General features: G+C 66.4%; 18 protein-coding genes. 15 read left to right on the top strand and 3 right to left on the bottom strand.

The window, feature by feature from the left end:
* Window position 1: 1 nt before the first annotated feature.
* Complete coding sequence (locus AC1VVK_RS05960; RefSeq protein ID WP_482904745.1) at window positions 2-502, top strand: nucleotide synthetase; 501 nt, start codon at window positions 2-4, stop codon at window positions 500-502.
* A 30-nt stretch (window positions 503-532) separates the two neighbouring features.
* Window positions 533-2,008, top strand: coding sequence for a TRAFs-binding domain-containing protein (locus tag AC1VVK_RS05955; protein ID WP_482904744.1), 1,476 nt, complete (start codon window positions 533-535; stop codon window positions 2,006-2,008).
* A 59-nt stretch (window positions 2,009-2,067) separates the two neighbouring features.
* Here the strand turns inward: AC1VVK_RS05955 and AC1VVK_RS05950 are convergent, their stop codons facing one another.
* Both AC1VVK_RS05950 and AC1VVK_RS05945 read right to left on the bottom strand, forming a co-directional pair.
* The gene (locus AC1VVK_RS05950) at window positions 2,068-3,294 is read right to left on the bottom strand and encodes an NAD(P)/FAD-dependent oxidoreductase (RefSeq protein ID WP_482904743.1); all 1,227 of its coding nucleotides are present in this window, start codon (window positions 3,292-3,294) and stop codon (window positions 2,068-2,070) included.
* Window positions 3,295-3,364: 70 nt separating this feature from the next.
* A complete protein-coding gene (locus AC1VVK_RS05945) occupies window positions 3,365-4,288 on the bottom strand; it encodes a LysR family transcriptional regulator (protein WP_132386929.1) in 924 nt (307 codons plus the stop codon).
* A 110-nt stretch (window positions 4,289-4,398) separates the two neighbouring features.
* Between AC1VVK_RS05945 and AC1VVK_RS05940 the strand changes: the two genes are divergently transcribed.
* From AC1VVK_RS05940 to AC1VVK_RS05880, 13 genes are all read left to right on the top strand, one after another.
* Window positions 4,399-5,556: a muconate/chloromuconate family cycloisomerase gene (locus tag AC1VVK_RS05940; RefSeq protein ID WP_482904742.1), complete on the top strand. Its 1,158-nt coding sequence runs from the start codon at window positions 4,399-4,401 to the stop codon at window positions 5,554-5,556.
* A 3-nt stretch (window positions 5,557-5,559) separates the two neighbouring features.
* Window positions 5,560-5,850 (top strand): muconolactone Delta-isomerase, encoded by a 291-nt coding sequence (gene catC, locus AC1VVK_RS05935; protein WP_482904741.1) that lies wholly within the window; start codon window positions 5,560-5,562, stop codon window positions 5,848-5,850.
* A gap of 40 nt (window positions 5,851-5,890) precedes the next feature.
* On the top strand, window positions 5,891-6,805 hold the full coding sequence (locus tag AC1VVK_RS05930; RefSeq protein WP_482904740.1) for a dioxygenase family protein: 915 nt from the start codon (window positions 5,891-5,893) through the stop codon (window positions 6,803-6,805).
* A gap of 26 nt (window positions 6,806-6,831) precedes the next feature.
* The gene (locus tag AC1VVK_RS05925) at window positions 6,832-8,190 is read left to right on the top strand and encodes an SRPBCC family protein (protein ID WP_482904739.1); all 1,359 of its coding nucleotides are present in this window, start codon (window positions 6,832-6,834) and stop codon (window positions 8,188-8,190) included.
* On the top strand, window positions 8,187-8,699 hold the full coding sequence (gene benB, locus AC1VVK_RS05920; RefSeq protein WP_482904738.1) for a benzoate 1,2-dioxygenase small subunit: 513 nt from the start codon (window positions 8,187-8,189) through the stop codon (window positions 8,697-8,699). The genes AC1VVK_RS05925 and benB overlap by 4 nt, the downstream gene beginning before the upstream one ends.
* 10 nt (window positions 8,700-8,709) lie before the next feature.
* Complete coding sequence (gene benD / locus AC1VVK_RS05915) at window positions 8,710-9,495, top strand: benzoate diol dehydrogenase BenD (protein WP_482904737.1); 786 nt, start codon at window positions 8,710-8,712, stop codon at window positions 9,493-9,495.
* Window positions 9,496-9,508: 13 nt separating this feature from the next.
* Complete coding sequence (locus AC1VVK_RS05910; RefSeq protein WP_482904736.1) at window positions 9,509-10,216, top strand: CoA transferase subunit A; 708 nt, start codon at window positions 9,509-9,511, stop codon at window positions 10,214-10,216.
* Window positions 10,216-10,869, top strand: coding sequence for a 3-oxoacid CoA-transferase subunit B (locus tag AC1VVK_RS05905; protein ID WP_482904735.1), 654 nt, complete (start codon window positions 10,216-10,218; stop codon window positions 10,867-10,869). Before AC1VVK_RS05910 ends, AC1VVK_RS05905 begins: the two co-directional genes overlap by 1 nt.
* Window positions 10,869-11,645, top strand: coding sequence for a 3-oxoadipate enol-lactonase (pcaD, locus tag AC1VVK_RS05900; protein WP_482904734.1), 777 nt, complete (start codon window positions 10,869-10,871; stop codon window positions 11,643-11,645). The genes AC1VVK_RS05905 and pcaD overlap by 1 nt, the downstream gene beginning before the upstream one ends.
* A gap of 6 nt (window positions 11,646-11,651) precedes the next feature.
* Entirely contained in the window at window positions 11,652-12,857 is a 1,206-nt protein-coding gene (gene pcaF, locus AC1VVK_RS05895) for a 3-oxoadipyl-CoA thiolase (protein ID WP_482904733.1), read from the top strand.
* A 289-nt stretch (window positions 12,858-13,146) separates the two neighbouring features.
* Window positions 13,147-16,341: an efflux RND transporter permease subunit gene (locus tag AC1VVK_RS05890; protein ID WP_482904732.1), complete on the top strand. Its 3,195-nt coding sequence runs from the start codon at window positions 13,147-13,149 to the stop codon at window positions 16,339-16,341.
* Window positions 16,334-17,572: an efflux RND transporter periplasmic adaptor subunit gene (locus AC1VVK_RS05885; RefSeq protein ID WP_482904731.1), complete on the top strand. Its 1,239-nt coding sequence runs from the start codon at window positions 16,334-16,336 to the stop codon at window positions 17,570-17,572. The genes AC1VVK_RS05890 and AC1VVK_RS05885 overlap by 8 nt, the downstream gene beginning before the upstream one ends.
* Complete coding sequence (locus tag AC1VVK_RS05880) at window positions 17,562-18,995, top strand: efflux transporter outer membrane subunit (RefSeq protein WP_482904730.1); 1,434 nt, start codon at window positions 17,562-17,564, stop codon at window positions 18,993-18,995. The genes AC1VVK_RS05885 and AC1VVK_RS05880 overlap by 11 nt, the downstream gene beginning before the upstream one ends.
* Window positions 18,996-19,255: 260 nt before the next feature.
* Here AC1VVK_RS05880 and fumC read toward each other — a convergent pair whose 3' ends face one another.
* Window positions 19,256-20,635, bottom strand: coding sequence for a class II fumarate hydratase (gene fumC / locus AC1VVK_RS05875; RefSeq protein ID WP_482904729.1), 1,380 nt, complete (start codon window positions 20,633-20,635; stop codon window positions 19,256-19,258).
* Between the last annotated feature and the right edge of the window lie 51 nt (window positions 20,636-20,686).

Raw genomic sequence — 20,686 nt, 5'->3', positions numbered from 1 at the left:
TATGTCTACGCAGAACTATACGGAATTCGGCCTATCGCCGTGGCTTGAGCCTGACGTACAGGCGGAAAACTGGCGTGCCGAGGCGCCGATCGACTTCCACGTCCATCTCTCGGCCAGGCACGACCGGATCGAGCTGAGATACCACGTGAAGGACGCGCCGGAGGATCAGGACTACATTGCCATCACCTGCAATTCGACCGTCCAGATCACGCTGGTGGGCGAGCAGCTGTGGTTCTCCAAGGCCTATGAGGGGATCACCACCAAGGATCCGCTGTCCTCGTACTATGGCGGCGTCGAATATGTCGACTATGACAAGAGGCTGGACCGCTACAAGTCCTTGCGCTTCAAGGCGCGCTACAACGTGGGCGGCAAGCTGGGCACCTGCCATGGGTTCAACCTCAATGTCGATCTGTTGCAGTGGACCGACGAGGGCGAGCCGAAGTGGATCAGCCTGTCCATCGATCCCGACATCAAGAACCCGCCGCCGCAGAACGGCGGCTGACGGCTAACGATTGCGCAGGCGACGAGAACCGTGACACTTCCGCTCCTAGCCCGAATTCGGCAGATCGCCCGATCAGGCGACGTGCTTCGCGCGTGGCGCCTGTTCGAGGGTGCCGGCCTGCTGGAATCGCGTGACAGCGAGGCGCTGAGCCTCAAGGGGCGGTTGCTCAAGGATCGCGGCCTGCGCAGTCTGGGACCTGATCGCAGCGATCTGCTGGATCAGGCGCAGGATGCTTACGGGCGCGCCGCGGGCGGGCGGCGCGCCACCTATCCGATCATCAACGCGGCCACTATCGCGCTGCTCAACGGCAAGCCGGACGAGGCGCAGGCACTGGCCCGGCAAGTGCTCGAACTGCTGGACAGCGGTGATTACGAACCGGAGACGCGTTACTGGCTGGGCGCCACGGCAGCCGAGGCCCGGCTGCTGTTGGGCGATCCCCGCGCGGCGCGTCTTGCGCTTGAGGATGCGTTGAAAGCCGCGCCGGATGCCTGGGAAGACCATGCGGCCACGCTGCGCCAGTTCCAGCAGATCCTCGAATGGACAGGCGCGCCGTTCGGTCTGTTCGATCATCTGCGCCCGCCGCCCAGCCTCTATTTCAGCGGGATCATCGGATTGCCGCAGGAAGAGGACCGCGTGCGGCACGAAGTCGGCGCCTTGCTGGACCGCGTCCGCCCCGGCGTCGTGTTCGGCGCGCTGGCCGCCGGTTCGGATATCGTCATTGCCGAACTGGCAACGGCGGCAGGGGCCCGGCTCCATGTCGTGTTGCCAACGGCGGTGGAGACATTTCGCGAAGTTTCGGTGGCGCACTTCGGAGGCGACTGGGGCGAGCGGTTCGACCGGCTGATGGACGCCGCCGATGTGGTCGACACGCTGGAAGGGCCGGGCAAGCTTTCCGGTGCAGCGGTGCATCTGGCCGCGCAAGTGGCAATGGGCCTTGCGATCCGCCGCGCGCGCGTGCTGGCGACCGAGGCGCTGGCCTTCCACGTCGGCCGCGCTTTCGGGGAGCTTTCCCCGCCCGAAGTCGAATGGCGGCGGCAGGGGCGTACGTTGCACGAATTGGTGCTGGACGAATCGCAGCCCGCGCACGGCTCGGATTTCGACCGCGCCGTGAACCGCGCAGTGCTGGCCATGCCCGGGGCGATTCCGGCCTGCTGTGATCTGACGTTCGTCACCCATCGGGCCGTGTTCGAGGGCTTCGCGTTGCTGCAGTTCGACGATCCTGTGGCCGCCATGGATCAGGCCGCCGCAATCCTGCGCGCCGCGCCGGACAGCAGGTTGGGGCTCGATTACCGGCCGGTCTGCCCGGACAAGGGGCTGGTCGAGACGGCCGAAGGCGCGATCCTGCTGGCACGCTCCGCCAGCGAGGGCAGCGTCTGCGCGCACTGGCCGCAGATCGCCGTGCTCGAATTGCTGGCGCCGCGCTATCGCTTCGAGACGGCCGGAGAGATCGTCACGCCCATGGGCGATTTCCCGATCGGCCTGTTCTGTCAGGATTCGCAGGTTTAGGTTGCCATGGGTGCGGGCGGGGAGCAGCCGTCACGCTCCCCCCGCCTACGCGCATTTCCTTAGATCAGTTCCTTCAGCGGTTTGCCCGCATCGGCCAGTTCCGCGACATCCGGCGAAGCGCCCGCTTCCACCAGCTTGCGGCCCTGCACATAGTCCTTGACCATGTTCACGCAGTCCAGCGCGACGACCTTGCCCTGCTTCAGGTAGACCACCGAGAACGACCGCGCGGCAGTGTCGCCGCGGACCACCGTCTGGTCGAAGCCCACGTTGATGCCAGCGGTCTGCAGGCGCAGGTCATACTGGTTGGACCAGAACCACGGGAACGCCTTGTAGGGCTTCTCGTCGCCGCAGATCGCCTTGGCCACGCAAGTCGCCATGTCGTTGGCGTTCTGTACCGATTCCACGCGCATCACGTTGCCGCCCGCAAAGTCGCAGGCGAAGGAGGCGCAGTCGCCGATGGCATAGATGTCGGGCAGCGAGGTGCGGCAGTATTCGTCCACGTCCACGCCGTTCGCGCCCGCCGCGCCCGCTACGATCAGTGGGCCGACGGCGGGAACGATGCCGATGCCGACGATCACCGCCTCGGCCGGGACGACTTCGCCATCCGCCAGCTTCACGCCGGTCACGCGGTGACCGTCGCCTTCAAGGCATTCGACGGCAACGCCGGTGCGCAGATCGACACCATGGTCGCGGTGTTCGTTCTGGTAGAACTCGGAGAGTTCCTCGCCCGCCACGCGCGCCAGCACGCGGGGCAGCGCTTCCAGCAGGGTGACGTTGAGCTTCATCTTCGACAGCACCGCCGCCGCTTCCAGCCCGATGTAGCCGCCGCCGATCACGACGATATTCTTCGTGCCGGCATCGACTTCGGCCATCAGCGTGTCGCAATCCTCACGGGTGCGCACGGCATGAATGCCCGCCAGTTCGGCGCCCGTGCAGGCCAGACGGCGCGGATCGCCGCCGGTTGCCCAGACCAGCTTGCCATAGCCGTACGTCTCTCCGGTCGAGAGCGTCAGTTCATGCGCCGAAGGATCGACCGCCGTGACTTCGGTGCCGAGCTTGAAGGTCACTTCCTTCTCGGCCCAGAACGTCGGCGGGCGGATGTAGAGGCGGTCGAACGTCTTTTCGCGCGCGAAATATTCCTTGGAGAGCGGCGGGCGCTCGTAAGGATACTCCGGCTCGCGGCCGATCACGGTGATGGTTCCGGTGAAACCGTTCTGGCGCAAGGCGATGGCGCACTGCGCCCCGCCGTGGCCGGCTCCTACGATAACGACGTCTGCCTTGCTCATGAGCCGATCCGTTCGGGCAATTTCATCTCTCCGTCAATGTCTGGGGTGAAACATACTTGCTTGCAGGTGATCAAAGAGCCGCCTCCAGCGCGGGCGACACATCGTACCCCCATTCGCGGTATTTGCGGGCGATCACCGTTATCATTCGCTGCAATTCGGCCGAGTGATCGCCCGCGCGGTGGCTCATGATGATCGGGGAGGTCACCGGCTCCGCCAGTTCGCGATAGGCGACATCGTGGCTGCGCGCGCGGTGGACCGATTCCGGAACGATGGCCACGCCTTCCTCGGCAGCGACCAGGCCGATGGCGATCTGCAATTCGCGCGCCTCATGCACCACGCGCGGCTCGATCGAGTGGTCGCGCAGCAGCGAGAGCACCTGATCGGCGTAGCTGGGGCGGGGGGATCGCGGGTAGACGATCAGCGGCTCCGAAGCGATGTCGTGCAGCGAGACCGGCCCGTCGCCCTGCGCCAGCGGATGGGTAAAGGGGAAGGCGGCGACCAGCTTCTCATGCCGCAGTACGGTGCGGCGGACCGAGGGGTCGTCGAAGCGGATACGGCCGAACCCCACGTCGATGCGGCCTTCCTTCAGCGCGGCGATCTGGTCCAGCGTGGTGCTTTCCACCAGCACCAGTTCGACGTCCTGCGCCTCCTTGCGGAATTCGCGGATCAGTTCGGGCAGGCGGGCATAGATCGTCGAGGAAACGAAGCCGACCACGAAGCGCCGCCGCTCGCTGCCGACGGCAGCTTTCACCATCGCGTCCATGTCTTCCATCCGCGCCAGCATCTGCAGCGCCTGATCGTAGACAAGCTGGCCGACCGGGGTAAGACGCAGCGGACGCTGCGCGCGGTCGAGCAAGGCCGCGCCCACTTGCGCCTCAAGCTGCTGGATAGCGCGGCTCAAGGGCGGTTGGGCGATGTGGAGCCGCTCTGCGGCCCGGTTGAAATTGCCTTCGTCGGCAACCGCGACGAAGTACCTCAGCAGGCGAAGGTCCATGATCGAAATACCTGTCAGGTATCAGGGCGCAACCACATCGGTCTTTGATGCGACTCAGCCTCATCCCTAATTTGTTGCCGAAACCCTAAGCATACCGGAGAGGTTCTGCAATGGCTGCGCTCGATCGCGCTGATACCTTAATCGTCGATGTACCGACGATCCGCCCGCATGTGCTGGCCATGGCCACGATGCATTCGCAGGCGATGGTGATCGTCCGCCTGACGGACAGCGACGGTGTCGAGGGCATTGGCGAGGGCACCACGATCGGCGGCCTCAGCTATGGCGAGGAAAGCCCGGAAAGCATCAAGTCCGCCATCGACACTTATATCGTCCCGGTCCTGAAGACCTGCGACATCGCCCATGTCGGCGCGACGATGGCGAAAGTGGCCAAGTGCGTGCGCGGCAACCATTTCGCCAAGTGCGCGGTGGAAACGGCGCTGCTGGACATGGCGGGCAAGCGACTGGGCGTGCCGGTCTCTGACCTCATCGGCGGAGGCCGCGTGCGGGACGAGATGCCGGTGGCCTGGACCCTGGCCAGCGGCGACACCGCGCGCGACATTGCCGAGGGCGAGGAAATGCTGTCCCTGCGCCGCCACCGCATCTTCAAGCTGAAGATCGGCAAGCGCGATGTGCGGGCGGACGTCGCCCATGTCGGCGCGATCTGCAAGGCGCTGGGTGATCGTGCGAGCGTGCGCGTGGACGTGAACCAGAACTGGAGCGAGGCGCAGGCCAAGCTGGGCATGGCGATGCTGCAGGATGTCGGCTGCGATCTGGTGGAACAGCCCATCGCCGGGGATGATATTGCGGCAATGACCCGTCTTGCCACCACGCAGGCGGTGCCGCTGATGGCGGACGAGGCACTGCACGGCCCGCGCACCGCGCTGCGGATTGCCGCTGCCGGTGCGGCGGGCGTTTTCGCGCTGAAGATCGCGCAGTCGGGCGGGCTGTTCGCCACTGCGGAAGTGGCGGCCATCGGCACCGCCGCGGGCATCGGCCTCTATGGCGGCACGATGCTGGAAGGCGGCGTGGGCACGGCGGCTTCGGCCCATGTCTTCGCCACCGTTCCCGAGCTTGCCTGGGGCACCGAACTGTTCGGCCCGCTGCTGCAGACCGAGGAAATCCTCACGCAGCCGCTCGGCTACGGGGACTTCTCGCTCAAGGTGCCGACCGGCCCCGGCCTCGGCATCGCGCTCGATCCCGACAAGATCGCTTTCTTCCGGCGCGACCGCTCCGGTCCCATCCTCCACGCCGTAAATACAGGAGCCTGAACCATGCTGTTCATGGTCGAAATGGACGTCAACATCCCGCTGGACTTCGACGCGGAACACGCCGCGAAGATCAAGGCCGCCGAAAAGGCGTACTTCCAGAAGCTCCAGACCGCAGGCACCTGGCGCCACATCTGGCGCAAGGTCGGGCTCTATTCCAACGTCTCGATCTTCGATGTCGAGAGCAATGCGGCGCTGCATGACACGCTCATGGCCCTGCCGCTCTACCCCTTCATGACCATGAAGGTCACGCCGCTCGCCCGGCACCCATCCTCCATCCATGACGACGATCGCTGATCGCCGGAGCCACTGAATTCAGTCCTTGGGAGAGAATAAAATGGACGTCAGCTTCATAAAGACCCCGGAAATCCAGCAGCTGCTCGACCGCGCCGCCGGCGTGAACGAGAGCGGCGGCAGCCCGCGCCTCAAGGCGATCATGCGCGACCTCACTGAATCGGTGATGGAGCTGATCGTCCGCCACGACATTTCCGAAAGCGAGTTCTGGCTCGCCATGAAGTACCTTTCGGACAGCGCGGGCGAGATCGGCCTGATCGTGCCCGGCACCGGCCTTGAGCACTTCCTGGACCTCTACATGGATGCCAAGGATGCCGAGGCCGGCCTGACCGGCGGCACCCCGCGCACCATCGAGGGCCCGCTCTACGTCGCCGGCGCGCCGCTGGTGGAAGGCAATGTGAACCTTTCCGTCGACGAGGATGAGGGCACCACGGTCCTGCACATGACCGGCAACGTCACCGGCCCGGATGGCGAGGCGGTGGAGAACGCCATCGTCCACGTCTGGCACGCCAATTCGAAGGGCTGGTATTCGCACTTCGACCCGACCGGCGAGCAGACCCCGTTCAACAACCGCCGCCGCATCAAGCTGGGCAAGGACGGGCGCTATGCGTTCCATTCCAAGCAGCCGAGCGGCTATTCGGTGCCGCCGGGCGGATCGACTGACCAGCTGATGCAGGCGCTGGGCCGCCACGGCAATCGCCCGGCTCACGTCCACTTCTTCATCGAAGCGCCGGGCTATCGCACGCTGACCACGCAGATCAACTTCGGCGACGATCCCTTCGCGGCCGACGATTTCGCCTTCGGCACCCGCGAGGGTCTGCTGCCGGTGCCCAGCCGCCAGGGCGACAGCGCCTACATCCAGTTCGACTTCCAGATGCAGCGCGCCGCTGACGCGGATGATGAGCACTTCTCGTCCCGCGCCCGCGCCGAAGTCGAACCGGAAACAGAAACGGCCTGACCGCAACCATAACGGGAGACAGGATCATGTACGAACGCCTCATGCACCGGGTCTCGACCGCCGTGGTCGATGACGTCGAAACCGGAGAGTTCCGCTGCCGCCGGGACGTCTTCACCGATCCGGCGCTGTTCGAACTGGAAATGAAGTACATCTTCGAAAGCAACTGGGTCTATCTGGCCCACGAAAGCCAGCTTCCGAACAAGAACGATTACTTCACGACGTTCATCGGGCGCACGCCCGTGATCCTGACCCGTGCCAAGGACGGCGCGATCAACGGCGTGGTCAATGCCTGCGCGCATCGCGGCGCCAAGCTGTGTCGCCGCAAGCGGGGCAACCAGCCGCTGTTCGTCTGCCCGTTCCACGGCTGGAGCTTCAAGCCCGACGGCAAGCTGCTGCGCGCCAAGGATGCCAGCACCGGCGCCTATCCGGAAAGCTTCGACCATGAAGGCTCACACGACCTGACGCGCCTGCGCGTCGAGAGCTATCGCGGCTTCGTATTCGGATCGCTGAACCACGATGTGCTGCCGCTGGAACAGCATCTGGGCGAGGCCAAGGTCATCATCGACCAGATGGTCGATCAGGCGCCCGAGGGGCTGGAAGTGCTGACCGGCAATTCCACCTACACCTTCGATGGCAACTGGAAGATGCAGATGGAGAACGGTTGCGACGGTTATCACGTCAGCTCCGTTCACGAAAACTACCAGTCCACCATGGGCCGCCGCGCAGAGGGCGGGACCAAGGCGGTGGATGCGAGCGGCTGGTCCAAGGCGCCCGCCAGCGGCGTCTATGGCTTCGAACATGGCCACATCCTGCTCTGGACGCAGGTGATCAATCCCGAAGTGCGGCCGATCTGGAACCACAAGCCGGAACTGGACGCGCGGCTGGGTGAGGACAAGGCCAAGTTCATCATCGAGCAGACGCGCAATCTGGCGCTCTATCCCAACGTGTTCCTGATGGACCAGTTCTCCACGCAGATCCGCGTGGTCCGCCCGATCGACGTGCACACCACCGAAGTGACGATCTACTGCTACGCCCCCAAGGGCGAGAGCGCCGAGGACCGCGCCCACCGCATCCGCCAGTACGAGGATTTCTTCAACGTCACCGGCATGGGCACGCCCGACGATCTGGAGGAATTCCGCAGCTGCCAGAAGGCCTACGAAGGCGCGGGCGAGCTGTGGAACGACCTCAGCCGTGGGGCCAAGCGCTGGATCCACGGGCCGGACGCCAATGCCGCTGCCATGGGCATGAACCCGCTGCTCTCCAGCGAGCGTAGCGAGGACGAGGGCCTCTTCGTGCGCCAGCATGAGTTCTGGGCGCAGATCATGCTGGACGGTCTGGCGAAGGACGCGGCCAATCAGCCGCCGATGATGGAGGCGGCGGAATGAGCACGCTCGACATGACACGTGAAGCGCTGTCCTACTGCGAGATTTGCGCCTTCCTCTACCGCGAGGCGCGGCTGCTGGACGATCGCCGGTTCGATGAGTGGCTGGAATGCTATTCCGAAAACGCCGAATACTGGATGCCCGCGTGGACCGACGACGATGAACTCTGCACCGACCCGCAGACCGAAATCTCGCTGATCTACTACGCCAACCGGAAGGGGCTGGAAGACCGGGTCTACCGCCTGAACACGGAACGCTCCTCCGCCTCGACGCCGGAACCGCGCTCGGCGCACTTCATCGCCAATGTGGAAGTGCTGGAGAGCCGCGAGGGACAGGTGGACTTGCGCTACAACTGGCACACGATGAGCCACCGCTATCAGCAGACGCAGCAGTTCTTCGGAACCACGTTCCTGACGCTGGATACCTCTGGCGATGCGCCCAAGATCCTGAAGAAGAAGATCGTCCTGAAGGACGACTACATTCATCAGGTCATCGACATCTATCACGTCTGAGGAGGTGCAAATGATCTTCGCAGGACGTTTCGCAGGCAAGGTCATGGTCGTGACCGGCGCGGCGCAGGGCATCGGGGCCGGTGTTGCCACCCGTGCCGCCGCTGAAGGGGCCAGCGTGGTGCTGGTCGACCGCGCCGAATTCGTGACCGAGGTGGAACAGGCCATCGTGGCGGCGGGCGGAACAGCCGTCTCCGTCTGCTGCGACCTTGAGACTTACGAAAGCGCGGCCATGGCGATGGCCAAGGCGGTCGAGGCATTCGGGCGGATCGACATCCTGATCAACAATGTCGGCGGCGCGATCCGGATGCGGCCCTATGCCGAGTTCGAGCCCGCGCAGATCGATGCGGAAATCCGCCGTTCGCTGATGCCCACGCTTTACTGCTGCCATGCGGTGCTGCCGACCATGCTGCGGCAGGGGGCTGGCACGATCGTCAACCTCTCGTCCAACGCCACGCGCGGCATTCGCCGGGTGCCCTATTCGGCGGCCAAGGGCGGGATCAACGGCCTGACCCAGAGCCTTGCGATGGAATACGCCGAAGCGGGCATTCGTGTCGTCGCGACGGCACCGGGCGGCACCAGTGCTCCCCCCCGCCGTGTCGCCCGGAACGCCGAAGGCGACAATGCGCAGGAACAGGCGTGGATGGCGGAAGCGGTGGAGCAGGTAACCTCCTCCGCCTTCCTGAAGCGCTACGGAACCCTTGAGGAGCAGATCGCCCCGATCCTGTTCCTCGCCTCGGACGAGGCCAGCTACGTGACCGGCACGGTACTACCGGTTGCCGGTGGCGACCTCGGCTAAACGGAGACACTCGATGTCGAAAATCTACGATAGCCCCGCCGCCGCCCTCGACGGCCTGCTGTTCGACGGCATGACGATCATGTCGGGCGGTTTCGGGCTCTCTGGCAATCCCGAGAGCCTGATCCCGGAGATCCGCGCGGCGGGTGTGAAGGACCTGACGGTCATTTCCAACAACGCTGGCGCGGACGGGTTCGGCCTGTGGATGCTGCTGGAAAGCCGGCAGGTGCGCAAGATGATCTCCTCCTACGTGGGTGAGAACAAGCTGTTCGAAAGCCAGTACCTCTCGGGCGAACTCGAACTGGAACTGAACCCGCAGGGCACGCTGGCCGAACGCATTCGCGCGGGCGGAGCGGGCATTCCGGCGTTCTACACCAAGACCGGCGTCGGCACCGTGGTCGCCGAAGGCAAGCCGGTGGAAGTGTTCGAGGGCGAGGAATACGTGCGCGAAACCTGGCTGCGCGCGGACCTGTCGATCATCAAGGCCTGGCGCGCGGACGAGGAGGGCAACCTGATGTTCCGCAAGACCGCGCGCAACTTCAACCCGAACATGGCCACGGCCGGCAAGGTGACCGTTGCCGAAGTGGAAGAGATCGTGCCCGCCGGCACCTTCGATCCCGACTGCATCCACACCCCCGGCATCTATGTCGATCGCGTGGTGCTCTCCACCATCAACGAAAAGCGCATCGAGAAGCGCACGGTACGCGAAAGGGAGGTCGCATAATGCCTTGGACCCGCGATGAAATGGCCGCCCGTGCCGCAAAGGAACTGCGCGACGGGTACTATGTGAACCTTGGTATCGGCATCCCCACCTTGGTCGCAAACCATGTGCCGGAAGGCATCAAGGTCACGCTGCAGAGCGAGAACGGCATGCTCGGCATCGGCCCGTTCCCTTATGACGAGGATGTCGATCCGGACCTCATCAACGCCGGCAAACAAACGATCACCGCGCTGCCCACCAGCAGCTTCTTCTCCAGCGCAGACAGTTTCGCGATGATCCGCGGCGGCCATATCGACATGGCCGTGCTGGGCGCGATGGAAGTTTCGGTCGATGGCGACCTCGCCAACTGGACGATCCCGGGCAAGATGGTGAAGGGCATGGGCGGGGCGATGGACCTCGTTGCCGGCGTGAAGAAAGTGATCGTGGTGATGGATCACGTCTCCAAGCACGGCGACCCCAAGATCCTGCCCGCCTGCACCCTGCCGCTGACCGGCAAGCGGGTGGTGGACATGATCGTCAGCGATCTGGCCGTCTTCGCCATCGATCGCAGGGCAGGCGGGCTGACCCTGGTAGAACTCGCCCCTGGCGTCACGCTGGAGGAAGTCACCGCCAAGACCGGCGCCCCGTTCGCCTCCGCGCTGGAAGAGGCCCTCTGATGTTCACCAGCGTTCCCGGTGCGCGGCTCTACTGGAAGCTGGAGGGGCGCGAGGGCGCCCGTCCGCTGGTGCTGCTCAATTCCATCGGCACCGACATGGACTTGTGGGACCCGGTGCTGCCGCTGCTGCGCGCGCGCTTCCGGCTGCTGCGCATCGATACGCGCGGCCATGGCGCTTCCACCGCCGAGCCCGGCGACTTCTCGATGCAATTGCTGGCGCGCGATGTTCTGGCGGTGGCGCACGATGCCGGGATCGATCGGTTTGCGCTCGCGGGCGTGTCGCTGGGCGGCATGATCGGCATGGAACTGGCGCTGGCCCGTCCGCAGCAGGTGGAAAAGCTGGCGCTGGTCTGCACCTCCGCGACGATGGACGCGGCCGCGTGGAACGACCGCGTCGCCAAAGTCCGGGGCTCCGGCATGGCCGCCATCGCCGATCTGGCGATGGGCCGCTTCCTCTCGGAAGACCTGCGCGAGGAAAACCCCGCGCTCTACGAGACGGTGCGCCGCCAGCTCGTGACCATGGACCCGCAGGGCTATGCGGGCTGCGGCGCGGCGATCCGTGACATGGACCTTGGGGCCCGGATCGGCGGGATTGCCGCGCCCACGCTGGTCGTCACCGGCACTCGCGATACCTCCACCCCGCTCGAAGGGCACGGCGAGCATCTGCTGGCGCGCATTCTCGGCGCCCGCCATGCCGAACTGACTGCCGCGCACCTTGCGCCGCTGGAAGCGCCCGAGGCGCTGGCCGCCGCGCTCATTCCGTTTCTCGAAGGCTGATCTCTCATGTCCGAAGCATTCGTCTGCGACGCCATCCGCACCCCCATCGGCAAGCTGAACGGCTCGCTTTCCAGCGTCCGCGCCGATGACCTTGCCGCCATTCCGCTGCGCGCGCTGGTGGAGCGCAATCAGGGCGTGGACTGGGATGCCGTGGACGATGTGATCCTCGGCTGCGCCAATCAGGCGGGGGAGGACAACCGCAACGTCGCACGCATGGCCACGCTGCTGGCGGGTCTGCCGGAAACGGTGCCGGGGGTGACGGTCAACCGCCTGTGCTCCTCCGGACTCAACGCGCTGGGCATGGCGGCGCAGGCGATCCGCAGCGGCGATGCCGATCTGATGATCGCCGGCGGCGTCGAGTCCATGACCCGCGCGCCCTATGTCATGGGCAAGGCGGGCAGCGCATTCGGCCGCGATCAGAAGATCGAGGACACCACGCTCGGCTGGCGGTTCATAAATCCGGCGATGAAGGCCGCTTACGGCGTCGATACGATGCCGCAGACGGGCGAGAATGTCGCCGACCAGTGGCAGGTCAGCCGCGAGGATCAGGACCGCTTCGCTCTCGCCAGTCAGGAGAAAGCCGCCGCCGCGCAGGCCAGCGGGCGTCTGGCGGCCGAGATCGTGCCGGTCTCGATCCCGCAGAAGAAGGGCGATCCGCTGGTGTTCGACCGCGACGAACATCCCCGCGCGACCAGCCTCGAAGCGCTCGCGAAGCTGAAGCCGGTGGTGAAAGCGGACGGCACGGTGACGGCGGGCAACGCCTCAGGGCTCAACGACGGCGCGGCGGCGATGCTGGTCGCCAGCGAGGCGGCCGCAAAACGGCACGGCCTGACCCCGCGCGCCCGCGTGATCGGCATGGCCGCATCGGGCATCGCGCCGCGCATCATGGGGGCGGGCCCGATCGAGGCCGCGCGCAAGGTGCTCGCCCGCAATGGCCTGACGATGGACCAGATGGACGTCATCGAACTCAACGAAGCCTTCGCCAGTCAGGCCATCGCCACACTGCGCGATCTGGGTGTCGATCCCTTCACCGACTCGCGCGTCAATCCGAACGGCGGGGCCATCGCTTTGGGCCATCCACTGGGCATGTCGGGCGCCAGAATCGCGATGAGTGCGACCGAACAGCTCAGCCGAACGTATGGCCGCTACGCCCTTGCCTTCATGTGCATCGGCGTGGGACAAGGCTTGGCGGTACTGCTCGAACGCGTGTGAAGCGCAGTATACTGCGGATTGTGCCCCGCCGGGGCCCCGTGTGGGCTGTGTGCCGCACGCCAGTCATGATTCAATTTCATGACAGCAATCAAAACTAAGTATCTATTTCCGGGCGGCCCAAGCTGATAGGCGCCTGATTCTCGAAAAAACAGGAAGGGTCGTCCCGGTCCCCGCCGCGCCTTAGCGCGGCTTCCGGCTATCGGCTCTCCATACCATTTCCGGGGTGAGGCGATCTGGCCGGCGAGCCGTGCGTCCCTGCGCGCGGGCTCCTCGGCGTTTGGAGTATTCGATGCTGGGAATCGTCAAGACCGCGCTGCATCGGCCACTGACATTTATCGTCATGGCCATTCTTATCGCGATCGGCGGCCTGATCGCCGCTTTCCGCACACCGGTCGACATCTTTCCGGAGATCAAGATCCCCGTCATCGCGGTTGCGTGGACTTATACGGGTCTGTCGCCGCAGGACATGTCGGACCGCATGGTCACGCCTTACGAGCGCGTGCTGACCACCACCGTCAACGATATCGAACATATCGAAAGCCAGTCGCTGCAAGGCACCGGCATCGTCAAGATCTACTTCCAGCCGGGCGCGGATATCCGCACGGCGACGGCGCAGGTCACCTCGATTTCGCAGACCGTGCTGAAGCAGATGCCGCCGGGCGTGAACCCGCCGCTGATCCTGAACTATTCCGCCTCCACTGTGCCGATCCTCCAGCTCGCGCTCTCGGGCAAGGGTCTGTCAGAACAGCAGCTGTTCGACATCGGCCAGAACCAGGTCCGCACCGGCCTCGTCACCATTCCCGGCCTTGCCATGCCCTATCCCTCGGGCGGCAAGCAGCGCCAGGTGCAGGTCGACCTCGATCCCGACGCGCTGCAGGCGCGCGGCCTTTCGGCGCAGGACGTCGGCAACGCCATCGCTGCGCAGAACCAGATCAACCCGGCCGGCTTCGTCAAGATCGGCCCGGCGCAGTACTCGGTCCGCCTGAACAACACCCCCGCCTCGATCGAGGCGCTGAACGACCTGCCGGTCAAGGTGGTCAACGGCGCGACGATCTACATGCGCGACGTGGCCTTCGTCCGCGACGGCAGCGCCCAGCAGCAGAACGTCGTGCACGTGCAGGGCAGCCGCTCGGTGCTGCTCACCGTGCTCAAGAACGGCGCCGCCTCGACCCTGTCGGTGGTGGACGGCGTGAAGGACGCGCTGCCCAAGATCACCTCCACCCTGCCGGACACGCTGAAAGTGCTGCCGGTGGGCGACCAGTCGGTGTTCGTGAAGGCCGCCGTTTCGGGCGTGCTTCATGAAGGCGCGATCGCCGCCGCGCTGACCTCGCTGATGATCCTGCTGTTCCTCGGTTCCTGGCGTTCGACCGTGATCATCGCGGTTTCGATCCCGCTGGCGGTCCTCGCCGCCGTCGCCGCGCTCGCGGTGTTCGGGCAGACGATGAACGTCATGACGCTGGGCGGATTGGCGCTCGCGGTCGGCATCCTCGTCGACGACGCGACTGTGACCATCGAGAACATCAACTGGCACCTCGAACAGGGCAAGGGCGTGATGGACGCCATCCTTGACGGTGCCGCCCAGATCGTGACCCCGGCCTTCGTTTCGCTGCTCTGCATCTGCATCGTCTTCGTTCCGATGTTCTTCCTGCCGGGCGTTGCGGGCTACCTGTTCGTGCCGATGGCGCTTTCGGTGGTCTTCGCGATGATCGCCTCGTTCATCCTGTCGCGCACCCTGGTGCCGACCATGGCGATGTACCTGCTGAAGCCGCACACCCCGCATGACGAGAATGCGCACAACGCCGGTTCGCCGGCCTCGCGCAATCCCTTCGTGCGGTTCCAGCGCGGCTTCGAGGCCCGCTTCGAGAAGATCCGCGCCGGTTACCTCGGCATGCTTGCCCGCGCCCTGCGCTCGCGCAAGCCGTTCATGATCGGCTTCCTCACCGTGGTCGTGCTCTCCTTCGGCCTGATGCCGATGCTGGGCAGCAACTTCTTCCCGTCGGTCGATTCCGGCCAGATCGCCATGCACATCCGCGTGCCGGTCGGCACCCGCATCGACGAAGCCGCGCGCAACTTCGAACAGATCACCACCGAAGTGCGCAAGATCATCCCGAGCGCCCAGCTGGAATCGGTCACCGACAACATCGGTCTGCCGGTCAGCTCGATCAACACCGTCTACAACAACAGCGGCACCATCGGTCCGCAGGACGGCGACATGCTGATCACGCTGAAGGAAGGCCACAAGCCGACCGACGGCTACGTCGCGCAGCTGCGCCGCGAACTGCCCCGCCGCTTCCCCGGCACGCAGTTCTCGTTCCTGCCCGCCGACATCACCAGCCAGATCCTGAACTTCGGTTCGCCTTCGCCGATCGACGTCCAGATCTCCGGCAAGGATCCCGCGGCGGCGCGTGCCTTCGCGCACAAGCTGATGGTGAAGCTGAACGGCATTCCCGGCCTGGCCGACTTGCGCATCCAGCAGCCTGCCAACTCGCCGCAGCTCGACGTCAATGTCGACCGCGCGCGGGCCGGGCAGTACGGCCTGACCGAAAGGGACGTGACCACCAGCCTCGGCAACTCGCTTGCCGGTACCTCGCAGACCGCGCCGGTGTACTTCGTGAACCCGGACAACGGCGTGCAATATGCCGTGGTCGCGCAGGCGCCGGACTATGCCGTCGATTCGATGAGCAAGCTGGCCAACCTGCCGGTCTCCGGATCGGGCACTGCCGGTCCGCAGCCGCTGGGCGCGCTGGCCACGGTAACCCGTTCGACCACCGCACCGGTCGTCTCGCACTATAACATCGCCCCGGTCATCGACATTTTCGCGACCATCCAGGGCCGTGACCTTGGTGCCGTGGCGGGCGACGTGCAGCACGCGATCAACTCGCTCAAGGGTGAAATGCCCAAGGGCGCCAGCGTGACCATCCGCGGCCAGTACCAGACGATGAACACGGCCTTCTCCGGCCTCGGCTGGGGCCTGCTCGCGGCAGTCGTGCTGATCTACTTGCTGATCGTCGTGAACTTCCAGTCTTGGCTCGATCCGTTCATCATCATCACCGCGCTGCCCGCCGCTCTGGCCGGTATCGTCTGGATGCTGTTCGCGACCGGGACCACGCTGTCGGTCCCGGCCCTTACCGGCGCGATCATGTGCATGGGCGTGGCCACCGCCAACTCGATCCTGGTCGTCAGCTTCGCCCGCGAAAAGCTGGCCGAGCTGGGCGATCCGGTGAAGGCGGCGATGGAAGCCGGCCTCGTCCGCTTCCGCCCCGTGCTGATGACCGCGCTCGCCATGATCATCGGCATGGCGCCGATGGCCCTTGGCCTTGGCGAGGGCGGCGAGCAGAACGCTCCGCTCGGCCGCGCCGTGATCGGTGGTCTCGTCTGTGCGACGATCGCCACGCTGTTCTTCGTTCCCACCGTCTTCGCCTTCTTCCACGGCCGTCGCCGCGAGAAGGTCGCTCCCATGGAAGTGCAGGCCGCCCATGCTTGATCCCCAGAACCACGCGATCCCCGAAAGCCCCGAGGGCGAAACCCCGACCGGCCCCGACAGCCGCACGCTGAAGCGCATCGGCGTCGGCGCCGCGCTGGTGGCGCTCGCGGTGGTCGGCATCGGCACCGCCACCCGCATCCAGGCCCGCAAGGAACTGGAAACGGTGGCCGCCGACGCCGCGTTGCCCACCGTCTCGGTGGTCGTGCCCCAGACTGCCGCAGGGCAGGGCGGGCTCGTCCTTCCCGGCACTGCGCAGGCATGGAACAGCGCCGCGATCAATGCGCGCACCAACGGCTACGTCAGCAAGTGGCTGGCCGATATCGGCGATCACGTGAAGGCCGGCCAGCCGCTGGCCATTCTGGACGCGCCGGAAATCGACCAGCAGCTGGCGCAGGCCAAGGCGGACTACCAGACCGCGCTGGCCAACCAGCGCCTTGCGGCGACGACCTCCAAGCGCTGGAGCGCGATGCTCGGCAAGGATGCCGTCTCGCAGCAGGAAGTGGACGAGAAGGCGGGCGACCTCGCGGCCAAGACCGCGCTCGCCAATGCCGCGCTCGCCAATGTGCGCGAGCTTGAGGCGCAGCACGGCTTCACCCAGCTTTCAGCTCCGTTCGCAGGCGTCGTCACCAGCCGCTCGGCGCAGATCGGCGCGCTGGTGGTGGCAGGCAATGCCGCCGCCCAGCCGCTGTTCACCGTATCCGACACGCACAAGATGCGCGTCTATGTGCGGGTGCCGCAGATCTACTCGGCGCTGGTCAACCCCGGCGTCGCCGTCGCGCTGAGCCTGCCCGAGTTCCCCGGCCGCACGTTCCCCGGCACGGTCAGCCGCAGCGCCGGCGCGGTCGACGCCCAGTCGGGCGCGGTGCTGGTCGAAGTGCAGGCCGACAACTCGGAAGGCGCGCTCAAGCCGGGCGCCTTCGTGCAGGCCCACTTCGACGTCGATGCCACGCTGAAGGGCGTGACCCTGCCGGGCAGCGCGGTGCTCAACACCGACAAGGGCCCGAGCGTCGCCGTGCTCGGCGCGGACAACCGCGTCACCGTGCGCCCGATCACCATCGCCCGCGATCAGGGCAAGTCGGTGATCGTCTCGGTCGGCGTCAATCTGGGTGACCGCGTGGTGGACTCGCCGCCGGACTCGATCCGCACCGGCGACCATGTGCAGTCGCAGGCGGCTGCCGACGCTCCGGCCAAGGCTGATGCTCCGGGCAAAGGTGCGGCCCATGGCGGCTAACCGCGCGGCGCTTGCCGCCATGACCGCGGTGCTGCTTGCGGGCACCGGCCTTGCCGGCTGCTCGATGGCGCCCGACTATAAATCGCCGCAGAGCGCCTTGCCCGCCGCGCCCGCCCAGTTCGCCGAGATGGCGGGCTGGACGCAGGCCGCGCCGAGCGATGGCGACGTGCGGGGAGACTGGTGGACCGCGTTCGGCGATCCGGTGCTCGACGATCTCGAAACCCGCGCCGCCGCCGCGAGCCCGACGCTGGCCGCCGCGCTCGCGCGCTACGACCAGGCGCATGCCGCCGCCGGTCTTGCCGCCTCGGGCCTCTACCCGCAGGTCGGCGTTTCCGGTGCGGCCACGCGTGAGCGTGTCTCGGGCGGCCGTCCGCTCGCCACCAATGGCCCGGCGACCTACAACGACTTCGTGGTCGGCGGCAGCGTGTCCTACGAGCTCGACCTCTGGGGCCGGGTGCGCAACACGGTGAAGGCCGGCAAGGCGGAAGCGGAAGCCTCGCAAGGCGATCTCGCCTCGGCACGACTCAGCCTTCAGGCCTCGGTGGCGGATGCCTACCTGCGGCTGCGCGGGCTCGACGCGGAAGCCCGCCTGCTCGACGATTCGGTGGACGCTTTCAAGCACGCGCTCGAACTGACCGAGACCCGGCACGAGGGCGGCATCGCCTCGGGCATCGACGTCAACCGCGCACGTACCGTGCTCGGCAATGCGCAGGCACAAGTCGCATCGGTCGCCAACGATCGCGCGCAGACCGAGCACGAACTGGCCGCGCTGACCGGCGCGCTGGCATCGGACTTCCACGTCGCCCCGCGCGACGGCGCGATTGCCACGCCGGTTATTGCGGTGGGCACGCCGTCCGAACTGCTCCAGCGCCGCCCGGACATCGCTGCCGCCGAACGCCGCGTCTTTGCCGCCAATGCCCAGATCGGCGTCGCCCGCGCAGCATGGTTCCCGACCATCAGCCTCGGCGGTTCGGGCGGGTGGCAGGCCACCCACGGCAACCTGCTGAGCGCGCCGAACAGCATGTGGGCGCTGGGCCCGCTGACGGCATTGCTCAACGTCTTCGACGGCGGTGCTCGTCGCGCGCAAGTCAAGATCTCGCGCGCGGAATACGATCAGGCCGCTGCCGATTACCGCTCGACGGTGCTGGACGCCTTCCGCGAGGTGGAAGACTCCATCTCGGCGATGCGCCAGCTTGAGGCACAAGGCAAAGCCCAGCGCGAAGCCGCCGACGCCGCAGGCCGCACCAGCGAGATCGCCATGTCGCGCTATCGCGACGGCGCATCGGGTTACCTCGATGTCGTCACCGCGCAGACCGATGCGCTGGCCGCCCAGCGTTCGGCGATCGCGGTCGAGACCGATCGGATGCGTGCCGCCGTGGCTTACGTGCGCGCCATCGGCGGGCCCGAGCAGGCCAAGGGCTGAAGGAATGCGGGGCCGGTCCGGGAAGGGCTGGCCCTAAACGGTCGGGCTTGAAGGGCCCGATTTGAATCTGGCTGGCGAAAGCCGGGCCGGCCCGAACGAGGTCAACACAATGAACCTCGTCGTCCCCGCGCAGGCGGGGACCCCGCTTGTTCTTGCGATGTAGCGAGAAGGCAGCGGGGCCCCCGCCTTCGCGGGGGCGACGAAGGTTTGGGGTTCAGGATGTCATCCTGATCCGACTCAATCCCGGCCCCTTAGCCCCCTCAAACCATCGTTTCAGGCCGCACCACCCGGTCGAACGTCGCCTCGTCAACCAGCCCCAGATCGAGCGCCGCCTCGCGCAGAGTCATCCCTTCCGCATGGGCATGCTTGGCGATCTTGGCCGCATTGTCGTAACCGATCTCGGGCGCGAGCGCAGTGACCAGCATCAGCGAGCGCTCCACCAGTTCGGCGATGCGCCGGCGGTTGGGCTCTATCCCTTCCACGCAGCGCTCGGCGAAGCTGTCCATCCCGGTCGCCAGTAGCGCGATCGAGCGCGTGACCGCCGCGCCGATCAGCGGCTTGAACACATTCAGCTCGAACGCCCCCTGCATCCCGCCGACGGTCACCGCCTGATGGTTGCCGATCACTTGCGCGGAGACCATCGTCAGCATCTCGCACTGGGTGGGATTGACCTTGCCCGGCATGATCGAGCTGCCCGGTTCGTTGGCTGGCAAGTCCAGCTCACCCAGCCCGGAGCGGGGCCCGGATCCCAGCAGCCGCACGTCGTTGGCAATCTTGGTCAGTGCCACCGCCAGCGTCGAAAGCGTGCCCGAAAGCTGCACCAGCGCATCGTTGCTGGCCAGCGCCTCGAAGGCATTGGGCGCGGGCACGAAGGCCAGCCCGGTCTGCGATGCCAGATCGGAGGCCATGTCGGCCGCAAAGCCCTCTGGCGCGTTGAGCCCGGTGCCGACGGCGGTGCCGCCCTGCGCCAGCCGCAGCACGCCCTGTTCGGCCTCCACCAGCCGCCGCCGCGCGTCGCGCAATTGCTGGACATAGCCGGAGAACTCCTGGCCCAGCGTCAGCGGCGTGGCGTCCTGCAAGTGGGTGCGGCCGATCTTGACGATCCCGCTCCACGCCTGGGCCTTGGCATTGAGCGCCGCCGCCAGCCGGTCCAGCGCGGGCAGCAGGGCCCGCTCGATCCCCAGCGCGGCGGCGACGTGCAGGGCGGTGGGGAAGCTGTCGTTCGAGGACTGGCCGCGGTTGACGTCGTCGTTGGGGTGGACCGGGCTCTTGCCGCCGCGCTTGCTGGAAAGCAGCTCGTTGGCGCGTCCGGCGATCACTTCGTTGACGTTCATGTTGCTCTGGGTGCCCGAGCCGGTCTGCCAGATCACCAGCGGGAACTGGTCGTCGTGCGAGCCCGAGATCACTTCGGCGGCCGCCGCCTCGATGGCCTGCGCCAGCTCGGCGGCGAGCCCGTGGCGACGGTTCACCCGCGCGGCGGCCAGCTTCACGCGGGCGAGGGCGTGGATGATGGCGATCGGCATGCGCTCGGTCTGGCCGAACGGGAAGTTGTGCAGGCTGCGTTCGGTCTGCGCGCCCCAATAGGCGTTCGCTGGGACGTCGATTTCGCCGATGGAGTCGGATTCGCGACGGAATTCCATGAGGAGAGGCTCCTGTATCGCCGCGCCATCGCGGGGGAGGGGGAAAGGCGC

The sequence above is a fragment of the Novosphingobium sp. BL-S-32 genome (assembly GCF_056857055.1).
This window is presented reverse-complemented; position numbering and strand designations above follow the sequence as displayed.